Genomic DNA, 12,874 nt, shown 5'->3' with positions numbered 1-12,874 from the left:
GACAGCGACGGCGAGGCAAGGCCCGCTCAGCCGATATGGGCGACGACGGCGAGCTTGCGGATGCCCATATTATGATAGGCGCTGAGGAAGGCGTTGTAGTCGCGGAACGAGACGCAGCCGTTGGAGTCGCCGTTCGGGCCGAGCATGAAGGAGTGTGCCAGCAGACCTTCACGACCGTAGATGGTCTCCTCGCCCCCGATCGGCGTCAGGCGCAGCGCCGCCACGCCGTGGAACAGCGCCTCGCGCGGCTTCAGCGTGTAGATGTGCGGCGGCGTTACGCCACGCATACGGATGCGCGCAGAGTGCGGATCGTCGAGGTTGGAGCCGAGGCCGGAATGCGCTTCCAGCTTGGTACCGTCGGGCAGATACACGGCGTGCGCCGCGATATCGTAGACCGCGGTTTCGCGATCGTAAGGCGGCGAGCCGCCGAGCATCGGATTCGGTTCGCGGGCGATGCTGCCGGTCACATTGCCTGCGTCGGCGGAGGCATACGCCAGGACCGGATTATGCGCACCTTCCTTACCCCACAGCTTCTCGACCATCGATTTCCGATCGTTAGAGGAAATCGAGAGGATCGCATTCTTCGCCCGTCGCGCCATGTCTTGGAACATGCCCTTCGGCGGCTCTTCCGATTGCGCTGCTGGCGTGGCCGAGGCGAGCTGGACCCTCGATGCTTCCTTCGCAGACTCTTTGGCCCGCGCCGCCTCGGCGTTCTTCGCGGGCTCCATCCTGATCTTCGGTGCTTCGGCCAGCTTCAGAGGCTCAGGCTTTGGCGCCACGGCGAGCCTCACGGGCTCCGCCGGCACCGGCGCCGATGCGACGCCCTCCGGCGAAGCGGCGGCGAAACGATCGGTGAAGGAAAGCTCGGGCTCGGCCGGCACAATGCTTTCAGCGGCGGCGACGGCAGTCGCTTTCGGCCGTACAATGGGGTGAACCGCGATGGCAAATCGCCGCGCGACCTGCGCATCGAAATTGGCGCGGCCGAGTTCGGGATAGGGGCTGGCAGCAAAGATGTTGGTGTAGACCGTCCAGCCGCAGCCGACAACGAGGCCGATCACCGCCGTCGCGGTGAACAGACGCTGCACGGTTACTTTGCGGGCTGGTCGCTTAGGAGTAGGTGCCGCGAACTGGTAACACGCAACTGTACTCGTACTCATTCGCCTAGCATCCGGACTGATTTCCCCTCGTTTCCCCGTAACCGCCGTTCGGCGAGGTGCACGGCGCGGGCACCTCCGAACGGCGGTCAACGCACGATCGTCCGCCGAACTACGTGGACAGCATCTCGCAGAGGTGCGGGTCGTCATTAAGGCAAGTTTTAGTTAAATGGGGATTAAGTGCTGGGCGGTTGTAAGGCAGTCTCATTTTGAGACGGATTTGCGGCAAATTCGCCCGTAAGGGTCCGGGGTTATTCGCGTTTCCCCGCCCTTGAATTCGCCATCTTTGGCGGCGTAGGCGCCGAGCTACTGCAATTCCGGCGGCGGTGAATTGTCGAGCACCGGACGCTTCGGTCGCTCGAGCAGATCGAGTGCATAGGTTTCGATCACCAGTGGTCCGCGCATCCGCTTGAATTCGCCGACGCGCTCGACCTTCGCAAACGTTTCCGCCACGTAGGGCTGGATCGAAGCGCGCACCTCATCGACCCACAGAAGTTTGCCCGATAGCTTTGCCGGATCCGGCTCGCCCATACTGACCCAGCGGATGCGCTGCGTCGGCTGGATCACGCACGTATCTTTCGGCAGATAGAAGGTGAGCCAGCTCGCGGTACCGTAGTCGGGCGCGAGCACGCAACTGGCGCCGACACGCGCGCGCGTGGCTTCGATGTTGGCGGCAAGCGTCTTCCAACCCACGCCGACGCTGCGCACGGTGGCGTCGCGGCGAAAGCCGGTGAGGACGCCGGTGTTGGCCTGCACGACCAGGCAAGCGAACATCAGAATGCCAACCGGCGAAGCCCAGCGCAGGCAAAAATCGGCCACGCGTTGGGAGTGCCGTTCCCAGCGGGCGGCGTTGGCGGCCGCCGCGGCCGCAATCGCGAGCGGCGGATAGACCGGTGCAAACCAGTTGGCCTCGACGCGCGCATGCAGCGAATGCCACAAGAAGTAGAGTGTAACGACCCAGAACATCGCGTTGATGAGCGCGCGCGAAGCGAGCGCGCCGCCCTCCCGACGCGCCAGCATGTAAAGTCCCATAACGCCAAGAGTGAAGACAAGCGGCGTCGCAAACGCGATCTGGGTCGGAATCAATTCTCCGATGAAAGTGGGCTTGAACCGGGTGACCTCGGAGCGGCCGAGTTGCTTGATAAAGGAAACCCAATGATGATCGGCATTCCAGAGAATGACCGGTGAAAATACCGCAACCGCCACCAGTCCGCCGAGATAGAGCCAGGGCGAGGAAAACCACCGCCGCAGTTTCGGGACACTGATCAGCCAGATCACGATCGCGGGGCCGAAGAACATGGCTGTATATTTCGAGCACAGCGCGAGACCCGCGGCGGCGCCGACCGCGAGCCACCACGCGCCGCGCTCGCTCTCCAGCACCTTGGCGAGAAAGAACAGCACAAAACTCGAGGTCACCAGCAACGGCGAATCCGGCGTCACAATCAGCGTGCCGACCGCGGCCATCAGGGTGACGTTGAGCAGAATGGTCGCGTCGGCCGCAATGCGCTTTCCGCCGAACAGGATTTCAGCCGTGCGAAAAACGGCAAAACTCATCGGCAGCGCCAGCAGGATCGACATCAGCCGCACGCCAAGCTCGGTATCGCCGGCAATCATGGTGCCGAGGCGGATCACCAGCGCCGCGCCGGGCGGGTGATCGTAGTAGCCGAAGGCGAGATGCTTCGACCAGATCCAGTAATAGGCTTCGTCGAAGGTCAGCGGCGTCCAGGCGGCGGCGACCAGCCGCACCAGCACGAGCGCTACCACCGTGAGCACGGTGTTGCGAACGAGCGTAGTGCCGCCCTCGCTCATCGACGGTTCATCGCTTGCGCCAGACGAACAGTCCAGACATGGCGTAGTTCCAGACCACACCCATCAGCGCGCCTGCGGCACCCGCTAGCCACCAGATCGGCTGCTGGTCATAGACCGAGAACGCCACGCCGACATTGGCAAAAAGGCCGACGCTACACACGAGATAGAACAACAGCAGGCCGCGCAGAATCGCAAAACCTTTGAGACGCTGGTCGCGGTAGGTGAGGAAATTGTTGAGGATGAAGTTGCTAGTCATGGCGCAAATTGCGCCGCAGGCCTGCGCCTCCGCAAACGGAAACCGGAAAATCCTGAGCGCGGTATAGAGCCCGGCAAAATGCACGACGACGCCAAGCGAGCCGACCATCGCAAACAGCAGAAACCGCAGCGATATGACATCGCCGGTCAGCTTCGCCAGCACCAGCCCGAGAAAATCCAGCGCAACCATGGAATCGAGCTTGCTCTCGCCGTGCAGCCGCGAGCCGAATGTGTAGGGAATTTCTTTGGCGCGAAGTGCGCCATGGGCGGTCGCCACCACATCGAGCAGGATCTTGAAGCCTTGCGTGGAAAGTTGCGGCGCGAGTTCTTCGAAGCAATCGCGGCGGATCATGAAGAAGCCGCTCATGGGATCGGCGATCTCAACCCGCAGCACCCGCTTGGCGACTTCCGTGGCGAGCGCACTGGCCCCTGCCCGCTGGCGGTCAAAACTTTCCGCGCTGCCGCCCTCGATGTAGCGGCTGCCGACCACCAGGTCGAACTGCCCGCTTTGGAGAGCCGCGAGCATTTTCGGCAACTGCGTCTCGTCGTGCTGCAAATCGGCGTCGATCACTGCCGCGCATGGTGCGCTCGAGGCAAGAATTCCCTCGATGCAGGCCCCGGACAGGCCACGCCGTCCGATCCGCCGGATACAGCGGACCCGGCCGTCCTCCCGCGAGAGCGCACGCAGCACCTTCCAGGTGCCGTCGGGCGAATTGTCATCGACAAAAACCGCTTCGAACGGGATGCCGACCAGCGTCTGTTCCAGCCGCCGGAACAGCGTGACGACATTATCCCGCTCATTGAAGGTCGGGATAACGACAGAAAGATGAGGTAATCCAATGGCTTGATCTGGATCACCGACGGCGATTTGCGAGACGTCGTTCATGACGCCAGCGTATATCCGATGATTTAAGGAGATGCCAAGGGCATGACCGGCCAGAGCCCATCCGGCAGGCAAAACGGCCCCAGAAATGCCAACGACCACCAACAGATGGCGCGCTTACATCCGGCGCTGCCGAGCTATTGAGTGGTCGTTCCAGCGACAGAGCTCGGGGGAAAGCGTCAACGTCGCCGTTGGATCCCAGATAGGAACAATCCGGCGCAATGCAAGGGGTCGATCCGGTTCACTCGAACTGGTCAATTCGAGCCGGCTTGACTACCTTTCGGCCTCGAAAATCCCTGCCTCCCGCCCATCGACAGCGAGACCGTCCCGTGACCAAAGCCGCCGCCTCCAAAACCGCCTCCGCGAAATCCGGCCACATCTTCATCGGGATCGGCGGTTGGACCTTCGAGCCGTGGCGCGGGGTGTTCTATCCCGAGAAACTCACGCAAGCGAAAGAGCTGCAATACGCCGCCTCCAAGCTCACTTCGATCGAGATCAACGGCACCTATTACGGCTCGCAGAAGCCGGAGAGTTTTCGCAAATGGGCAAGCGAGGTGCCGGACGGCTTTGTGTTCTCGGTCAAGGGCCCTCGTTTTGCCACCAACCGCCGTGTGCTGGCCGAGGCCGGCGATTCCGTGAAACGATTCTACGATTCCGGCGTGCTCGAACTCCGCGATCGGCTGGGTCCCGTGCTCTGGCAATTCGCACCGACCAAAAAATTCGACGAAGCCGATTTCGGCAAGTTCCTCGAACTCCTGCCGCGCGAACTTGAAGGACGGCGGTTGCGGCATGTGGTCGAAGTCCGCCACGACTCGTTTTGCGTTCCGGCGTTCGTGGCACTGATCCGGAAATTCGAAACGCCTGTCGTGTTCGCCGAACACGGCAAGTATCCGGCGATTGCCGACGTCGCCAGCGACTTCGTTTACGCACGGCTACAGAAGGGCGATGACGAAATCAAGACCTGCTATCCGCCGAAGCAGCTCGACGCCTGGGCAAAGAGACTTCAAGTGTGGGCCGACGGCGGGGAACCCGATGACTTGCCGCGCGTCGATTCCGCAAAGCCCAAGAAGGCGCCGCGCGACGTCTTCGCCTACGTGATTCACGAGGGCAAGATTCGCGCACCTGCCGGCGCGATGGAACTGATCGCGCGCGTGACTTGATCCAAGTGGCCAGACGCAAAAAATTCTTCACCATCGGCTATGAGCAGACGCCAGCGAAAGCTGTGCTCGATGAACTCGAACAGGCCGGCGTAAAGCTGCTCGTCGACGTCCGCGCTGTCGCCTCTTCGCGCCGCGCCGGCTTTTCCAAGAGTCAGCTCGCCGCCGGGCTCGACGAGCACGGCATTGCCTACGTGCACCTGCGCGGGCTGGGCACGCCGAAAGAGGGCCGCCTCGCCGCGCGAGCCGGTGAATACGAGACGCTGCAGAAGATCTATGCAAAACATCTTCAGACGGCGCAGGCCAGGGAAGAGCTTGACGAGCTTTCGTCGCTCGTGAGGAAAGCAGGGCCGATCTGCATTCTCTGCTATGAGCGCGACCACCGGCATTGTCACCGGAGATGGATCGCCGAAATCATCGAAGAACGCGACGGGGTGGCGATCGAGAACCTGGCCGCACGACAGGTAGAATAGCCCGCCCCCGCCGCGCAGAATCAGTCAAGCGTGCGGCGGAAGCGCAGCACCGCAATCGCCATCGCCAGCAGCATCAACAGAACGAGCGCGACCGCGTCGTATTCGAGATTTTGCAGGTTCGCGCCCTTCAGCATGATGGCGCGGACAATCCGCAAGTAGTGCGTCAGCGGCAGACCTTCGCCGACATATTGCGCCCACACCGGCATGCCCAAAAACGGAAACATGAAACCGGACAAGAGAATGCTCGGCAGAAAGAACATGATCGACATCTGCATCGCCTGCAACTGGTTCTGCGCAATGGTCGAGAATGTGTAGCCGATTGAAAGATTGGTCGTGATGAACAGGGTCGAGAGCACCGCCAGCATGGTCAGGCTGCCGCGGACCGGCACTTCGAACAGAAATACCCCGATAGCAAGAATGAGGAAGGCCTGAAGGAAACCAACCAGCACATAGGGCACGATCTTGCCGAGCATCACCTCGGTTGGCGTAATCGGCATCGACAGCAGGCTCTCCATCGTGCCGCGTTCGACCTCACGCGTCACCGAAAGCGCGGTAAAGATCAGCATGGTCATCGTGAGGATGGTACCGACCAGACCTGGCACGATATTCAGCCGCGATGATGCCGCCGGATTGTAGCGCGCATGCGCCCTGATCTCGAACGGCAATACCGGCGGATCGCCCGTATCAAGATCGTGCGACAGCGCGGTCTGGACGAGGACGCCGAGCGACGAGAGCGCTGAACTCGCCGCCACAGGATCGGTGGCATCGGCCGCGACCAATAGTGCGGGATAATCACCACGTCGTACCGCGCGCTCGAAACCACGTGGGATTTCGACACCGAACAGCACCTTGCCCGATGTCAGGAGATCGTCGAACTCCTTGACGTCGTGAACCTCGCGCACGAAATGAAAATATGCGGTATTTTCCAGCGCCTTGAGGATCGAGCGACCGAGATCGCTGTCTTCCTGCACGAGCACCGCGGTGGGCAGGTTGTGCGGAGTGGTGTTGATCGCGTAACCAAACAGCAGGAGCTGCATCACCGGAATCATCACGATCATGGCGAATGAAACGCGGTCGCGGCGAAGCTGGATGAATTCCTTGACCATCATCGCATAGCAGCGCCGCCAGAAGCCGAAGCGGGCTTCCCGGATTTCATCGCGATGGCCTGTGGCGTCCGTCATGCTCACTAGAGCTCCGATTCCGAAGTTCGCATGATTTCGCGGCAACCTCTGATGCGAACTTCGGAATCAAAGGAGCTCTAGCAACCTATTTATGCTAGTGCGGCTTCGAATTTGAAGTTCCTATGGCGAACTTGCAGCGACACTGATCGGAACTTCAAATTCGCCGCACTAGAAATTATCCCTCGACCGGCTCATCAACTCGATGAACACATCCTCCAGCGATGGCTCGCTGGCCTCCCAGTGCAATCCCTTGCGTTCACGCCACGGTGTGATGCTGGCCTCGAGCGCCGCGCGGTCGCGCCCCGACACGTGCAGGCTCGCGCCAAACGGCGCGATCATGTCGATACCCGGTTTACCCGCGAGCTGTTCCTGCACCTCGCGAAGGTTGTCGCCGGTCACCGTATAGGTCGAGAGCGCCGACTTCGCGATCACGTCTTGCACGGTGCCGTGCGTCAGCAGATGGCCATAGGCGATATAAGCGATCTCGTGGCAGCGCTCGGCCTCATCCATATAGTGGGTTGAAACGAGAACCGTGAGGCCTTCGGCTGCGAGCGCATGGATCTCGTTCCAGAAGTCGCGCCGCGCCTTGGGATCAACGCCTGCGGTCGGCTCGTCCAGAAGCAGGAGTTGCGGGCTTGGCAAGGTGCAGGCGCCAAGCGCAAGACGCTGCTTCCAGCCGCCGGACAATTCGCCGGCGAGCTGCTTTTCGCGGCCGCCCAGGCCGAGACGCCCGATCATGCCGCGCGCCGCGGCGGGCGGATCCTGCATGCCGTAGAGCCGCGCGACGAATTCAAGATTTTCCCGAACCGACAGATCCTGATACAGCGAAAAACGCTGGGTCATGTAACCGACCCGGCGCTTGATCTTGTCGGCGTCGCGCCGGATATCGTAACCGAGGCACTTGCCCTCGCCGCTGTCTGGCGTCAGCAACCCGCAGAGCATGCGGATGGTCGTTGTCTTTCCGCTGCCGTTCGGTCCGAGGAAACCATAAATCGAGCCGCGCTTTACCTGCATGCTGAGGTCATGCACGACCTCGCGGCCCTCGAAGGATTTTGAGAGCCCGCGAACGTCGATTGCGATATCGGAGGATGCCGTCACGGCCGTCACTGCTTGTCTGCGACCGGTGTCTTGGGCGTCAGGAAGACGCTGATCGGCTGCCCGACACGCAAGGCGTCCGGATGCGATGGCCGCGCCTGCACGAGATAGACCAGCTTGCTGCGCTCATCGAGGCTGTAGATGACCGGCGGCGTATATTCCGCCGATGTCGCGATAAAGTAGATTCGCGCCGTTAAATCGGGCGAGCAATTGTCGCACGAAACGCGCACTTCATCGCCGATCGCGAGCTTGGGCAAGTCGGCCTCCGGGATATAGAAGCGTACCTTCATGTTGCCTGGCGGCATGATCGAGAGCACGGGCCGTTGCGCCGGCACCGTCTCACCCTCGCGGAAGTAGATCTGCTGCACGGCGCCTGCGATCGGCGCATAGCCGATACGCCGCGTCAGACGCGTCTCCGATGTCGCGACCTGGGCCTGCGCGACGCGCAGCGCCGACACCGCTGCATCGAGAGCGGCCTGCGTGCCCGACCCGGTCTTGCTGAGCGATGCCGCACGATCGTAGCTCTGCTGGGCGTTGGCGAGCGTTGCCTTGTTCTGATTGAGATTCGCCTGCTGCAAATCGTCGTCGACCGAATAAAGCCGATCGCCGGCCTTGACCTGATCTCCCTCGCGCACGTTGAGTGTGGTCACGCGCCCGGATTCATCGGGGCTGACGAAGATCATGTCGGCCTCGACCCAGCCCTGATAGCCCGGGTTGCGGGCTTCGTTGCACCCGGCAAGCAGAGCCGTCAGCGCCAGCGCTGCCAGGCTTCGCCAAATCGCCTGCGACAAGGTCATGCGCTGCCCCCTTCGCCAAAGATCAAGTCGAGATGAACGCGGAGCATCGCGGCCGCATCCAGCGGCGCGAAGCGTCCGAACAAACCCTGCCAGATGACTGCGACCATCGCGGGCGCCACCACGATTTGCGGAAAATCCTTCAGGGCGGCTTGCCTGATCTCGCCTCGGGCAATGCCGAGTTCGATCAGCGCGCGCATCCCGGCCATTCCCCGCGAGACGACCTCGCGATAGTAGAAGTCCGCGATCGCAGGAAAGCGCGGCCCCTCCGCGATGACCAGCCGCACGATCGCGCCTCGCCGCGTCGTCGTGACTTCCCTGACGAAATTGCCGGCAAAGTTTTCGAGCACCGCGCGGATCGAACCTGTTGCCGGCGGCGGCTCGGTAAGTCTCGCCGCCAGCGGCACGACCGCGCTGCGCACCAGTTCTTCGAACAGCGCCTGCTTGTCCTTGAAGTGGAGGTAGATCGTTCCTTTGGCGACCCCGGCCCGCTTGGCGACATCGTCGATGCGCGTCGCGGCATAGCCCTGCTCGATGAAGGTTTCGAACGCGGCTTCGATGATGGCTTGACGCCGGTCGGCGGCGCGCTCGGCCCGCCCGGCGGGCGCCCCTGAGGAAGCCATCTTCTTTTTGATCGGTCGTTTTTTGGCGGGTAGGTGTGACATGAACCAATAATGACTGACCAGTCAGTCACTTGTCAAATGAAATAGCAAGCAACTGATTTAACTTCATTAATTCTCGTGTTAATGGAAGTCAGCTGTGAAATTTCAGGCCGTCGACGATCTTGTCGATCACTTTGCGCTCGGCGCGCATGGCGATCCCGACCAGGTTGAGATCGGCGCGCGCCACTACCTTCACCGCTTCGCGGTTGGCGGCATCGTGAGCTGTCTTGAACATCTCTTCGGTATAGACCGCCGGCTTTACATTGCGCGCCAATGCCCGTTCGAGCGCGCGCGACATCGCCGGGCGATCCGGCGCGCCATAAATCAGGATCGGCTGTCCAATCAGCGACTGATAAGGCGTACCGGAGCCGTCCAAGTAGGGCTCGCCGATGCATTCGGGAAAGGCGGCCGCAATGCCAGATGCGAGAAACGAGGCAACGTTGAGCTTTTGCCAAACTTCGAGATCGGTCCGAATCACGACCGCGATCTTGCTATCGAATTGCATGATGTCTCCAAAGACGTCATTTCGGATCCGCAAAGGGTCCGAAATCCCGCACTATTAGAGCAAGATTTCGACGACGATGCCATCGCGGCATCGTCCCTTATCCATCAGCCCTTGGCGTCGCAGGCCCAGGCGCGGATCACGCATTGCTTGCCGCCAAATTTGTAGCATTCGCGGGTCGCCTCATTGAGCGAACTCGAAATCCGCGGCTTTACCGCATAGCCGTGAGCGCCACAGGGATTGGCCATGTCGACCGAAAACGCGGCGCAGGCGCGCTTCATGGTGACCGTGGTCTTGCAGTCGCCGCTGCATTGCTTGAGCGCCGCTGCAAGCGCCGTGCTTACCGCAGGATAATCATAGGCCTCGCCGTAAGCACCGCATTTGCCCATCGCAAATGCTCCGGCGGCGTGGCTTTTCGTCATGAGGCAGGAGGCGCCGATCACAAGCGCGATTGCAGCAACAAATAACGCGCGGCGCCGCGCGACAGCGGTCGAAACGATCAAGAGCCCCTCCCCCAGACCTCAGCGGCCGGAAACTTAAGGAGAGGACGTTTCAACTTGGTGAATGAAAATTCGAGACCACGGCGATCGCTTACAAAAGATCTAACTGCCGCGCGCAGCTTCCAGCGCCTGCGGCGTATCGATGTCGAGAAAGGCACCGTCTCCCTCCACCGGGACCTCGGCGACCGTTTCATTATGCTTGGCGATGAGGTGACGGGCGCCGACATCGCCGTCGAGCGTCATCAATTCGTTGAAGAAACGGCGCGACCACAGCACGGGATTTCCGCGCCGGCCGCCGCTGACAGGCACTGCGATCAAACGGCCGCGATCCGGCGCGAAGGCGTCAATCAGATGATCGATCAGACCGGCGGAGATCATCGGCATGTCGCCGAGGCAGATCACGGCGCCGTCGGCCTGTTTGGGCACCGCCAAGACGCCCGCCTTCACCGAACTCGCCAATCCCTTGGCAAAATCCGGATTGCGGACGAATTTCACGTTGAGCCCGGCAAGCGCCTTCTCGACGAGATCGGCCTGATGCCCGGTGACGACGATGACATCCCTCGCCTTGGAGGCGAGCGCCCGCTCCGCCACGATCCGCACCAGTTTCCGGCCGTCAAGTTCGGCCAACAGCTTGTTCGGCCCACCCATCCGCGTCGAGCGGCCGGCGGCGAGCACGACCGCGCTGACGTGACGATTGCTGTCCGGCTCGAGGTTTTCGCGCGGCTGAGGCCGGGTGACGATCTCCATCAAAAGGCCGCCGACGCCCATTCCCATCAGTTCGGAACGGTTGACCTTCAGTCCGGCAAGCAGGCGCACCAGCACCCAGTCGAAACCGTTCTCCACCGGCGAGCGCGCGCAACCGGGCGCGCCCAACACCGGGATGTCGCCGGCCTTGCCGACGAGCAGGAGATTTCCGGGATCGACCGGCATGCCGAAATGTTCGATTGCCCCTCCGATGCCGGAAAGCGCTGCCGGGATCACGTCGCGGCGGTCGGCAATGGCGGACGCGCCGAACACGATCACGAGCTCGGCGCCAAGCCCCAGCATTTCCTTCATCGCCGCCTTCAGCGCACTCTCGTCATGCGGCACGCGCCGCTCGGCGATGATTGTCGCGCCCGCCGGCGCCAGCCGCTCCTCGGTCACCCTGAGGGTCTTGTCGATGACCTTCGGTGCGAGCCCGGGCAGCACGGTCGAGACCACGCCGACGCGCTTGATGACATAAGGTGCGACCCGCAGGCCGCCGCCCCTGGCTGCCTCGACCGCAGCATCGCGCAACCTGCCTTCGACCCCGAACGGGATGAGCTTGACGGTCGCAATCATCTCGCCTTCGACGACGGGCTTGAAAGCCGAAAGAGTCGCGAAGGTGATGGCCTCATCGACGCCGTTGATGCGATCGACCGCGGCGCGGTCCACCACCAGCACGCCGGCCCGGGCGGCAAACAGATTGGCGCGGCCGGTGAACGCGCGCTCGACGTGAACACCATCGCCGGCCACGGCCTGTGCGATGCTGGCCGCCGCGACATCCTCGGAGACATCGCCGTCCTCCAGGCGCACGACAACGACCGCCTTGACGCCCGCTTCGTCGAGCGCGGCGACTTCCGCCGGACCGATCCTGGTGCCTTTCTTCAGCACCAGCGAACCCTGGCGCAGGGTGTGAACGGTGACGCCGCCGAGCGCGTCCGCCGGACTGGCAGGGCCGAACTTCATTCAGCAGCTTCTTGTTTGTGTTCTTTCGGTAAACGCAGCGTCGCCGTGATCTCGGCCATGATCGCTACTGCGATTTCCGACGGCGAGACCGCACCGATGGAAAGCCCGATCGGCGCATGAATACGCGCGATGTCGGCGTCGGCAGCGCCTTGCGCCTTCAGCCGGTCACCGCGCTTGGCATGCGTCTTACGCGAGCCGAGCGCGCCGATATAGAAGCAGTCGCGCGCAAAGGCATGCAGCAGCGCCGGATCGTCGATCTTGGGGTCGTGCGTGACTGCGACGAAGGCCGTGTAGTGATCGATGTTGAGCGGCGGCAACGCAACGTCGGGCCATTCGGCGATCAGCGGCACATCGGGAAAACGCTCCGGGCTCGCGAAAGCCGTGCGCGGATCGACCACGGTCACGTCGTAGCCGAGCGAGCGCGCCAGCGGCGCCAGCGCCTGGCTGATATGAACGGCGCCGACGATCACCATGCGCGCGGTCGGCGCGTAGACATTGAGAAACAGCTTCTTGCCGCCGACCTCGACGTTGCCGCTTTTGCCCATGCGCAGTTGCTTCGACAACTCCGCGTTCAGCGGATCAGCGGCGAAATCGGCTGCCTTGACCAGACGCTGCTCGCCATTGGCCGTGTCGGTCACGACAATCACCGGCCGGCGCGCGGCACGTTCGACGTTCAATTCCTTGAGTGTCCCTGACTTCACG

13 protein-coding genes are annotated in these 12,874 nt (G+C 62.3%); 2 read left to right on the top strand and 11 right to left on the bottom strand.

Annotation, left to right across the window (positions count from 1 at the left end; translation table 11 throughout):
• Positions 1-26: 26 nt before the first annotated feature.
• The 3 genes from M6D32_RS13880 to M6D32_RS13870 all read right to left on the bottom strand — a co-directional run bounded on the left by M6D32_RS13880 (position 27) and on the right by M6D32_RS13870 (position 4,104).
• A complete protein-coding gene (locus tag M6D32_RS13880; protein ID WP_298257037.1) occupies positions 27-1,085 on the bottom strand; it encodes a tlde1 domain-containing protein in 1,059 nt (352 codons plus the stop codon).
• A gap of 375 nt (positions 1,086-1,460) precedes the next feature.
• Complete coding sequence (locus tag M6D32_RS13875) at positions 1,461-2,963, bottom strand: glycosyltransferase family 39 protein (protein ID WP_298257036.1); 1,503 nt, start codon at positions 2,961-2,963, stop codon at positions 1,461-1,463.
• Positions 2,964-2,970: 7 nt separating this feature from the next.
• Entirely contained in the window at positions 2,971-4,104 is a 1,134-nt protein-coding gene (locus M6D32_RS13870) for a glycosyltransferase family 2 protein (protein ID WP_298257033.1), read from the bottom strand.
• Positions 4,105-4,430: 326 nt separating this feature from the next.
• Between M6D32_RS13870 and M6D32_RS13865 the strand changes: the two genes are divergently transcribed.
• Positions 4,431-5,261, top strand: a complete 831-nt coding sequence (locus M6D32_RS13865; protein WP_298257031.1) for a DUF72 domain-containing protein — start codon at positions 4,431-4,433, stop codon at positions 5,259-5,261.
• Positions 5,262-5,266: 5 nt separating this feature from the next.
• Entirely contained in the window at positions 5,267-5,731 is a 465-nt protein-coding gene (locus tag M6D32_RS13860; RefSeq protein ID WP_298257029.1) for a DUF488 domain-containing protein, read from the top strand.
• A gap of 20 nt (positions 5,732-5,751) precedes the next feature.
• Here M6D32_RS13860 and M6D32_RS13855 read toward each other — a convergent pair whose 3' ends face one another.
• The 8 genes from M6D32_RS13855 to M6D32_RS13820 form a co-directional block, all read right to left on the bottom strand.
• Positions 5,752-6,912: an ABC transporter permease gene (locus M6D32_RS13855; RefSeq protein WP_298257027.1), complete on the bottom strand. Its 1,161-nt coding sequence runs from the start codon at positions 6,910-6,912 to the stop codon at positions 5,752-5,754.
• Positions 6,913-7,080: 168 nt separating this feature from the next.
• The gene (locus M6D32_RS13850) at positions 7,081-8,010 is read right to left on the bottom strand and encodes an ABC transporter ATP-binding protein (protein WP_298257025.1); all 930 of its coding nucleotides are present in this window, start codon (positions 8,008-8,010) and stop codon (positions 7,081-7,083) included.
• A gap of 5 nt (positions 8,011-8,015) precedes the next feature.
• Positions 8,016-8,804, bottom strand: coding sequence for an efflux RND transporter periplasmic adaptor subunit (locus M6D32_RS13845; RefSeq protein WP_298257023.1), 789 nt, complete (start codon positions 8,802-8,804; stop codon positions 8,016-8,018).
• On the bottom strand, positions 8,801-9,424 hold the full coding sequence (locus M6D32_RS13840; RefSeq protein ID WP_298257021.1) for a TetR/AcrR family transcriptional regulator: 624 nt from the start codon (positions 9,422-9,424) through the stop codon (positions 8,801-8,803). Before M6D32_RS13840 ends, M6D32_RS13845 begins: the two co-directional genes overlap by 4 nt.
• Positions 9,425-9,554: 130 nt before the next feature.
• Complete coding sequence (locus M6D32_RS13835) at positions 9,555-9,968, bottom strand: DUF2000 family protein (RefSeq protein WP_298257019.1); 414 nt, start codon at positions 9,966-9,968, stop codon at positions 9,555-9,557.
• Positions 9,969-10,072: 104 nt separating this feature from the next.
• Complete coding sequence (locus tag M6D32_RS13830; RefSeq protein ID WP_298257072.1) at positions 10,073-10,465, bottom strand: DUF4189 domain-containing protein; 393 nt, start codon at positions 10,463-10,465, stop codon at positions 10,073-10,075.
• A gap of 102 nt (positions 10,466-10,567) precedes the next feature.
• Positions 10,568-12,172 carry a molybdopterin-binding/glycosyltransferase family 2 protein gene (locus M6D32_RS13825; protein ID WP_298257017.1) on the bottom strand — a complete coding sequence of 535 codons (1,605 nt, stop codon included), beginning with the start codon at positions 12,170-12,172 and terminating at the stop codon, positions 10,568-10,570.
• A complete protein-coding gene (locus M6D32_RS13820; RefSeq protein WP_298257016.1) occupies positions 12,169-12,873 on the bottom strand; it encodes an XdhC family protein in 705 nt (234 codons plus the stop codon). Before M6D32_RS13820 ends, M6D32_RS13825 begins: the two co-directional genes overlap by 4 nt.
• Between the last annotated feature and the right edge of the window lies 1 nt (position 12,874).

Origin of the sequence: Bradyrhizobium sp. (assembly GCF_027307225.1) — a bacterium.
Taxonomy (GTDB): domain Bacteria; phylum Pseudomonadota; class Alphaproteobacteria; order Rhizobiales; family Xanthobacteraceae; genus Bradyrhizobium.
The sequence above is the reverse complement of the archived record's forward strand: the minus strand, read 5'-3'. Positions and strand labels throughout refer to the sequence as shown.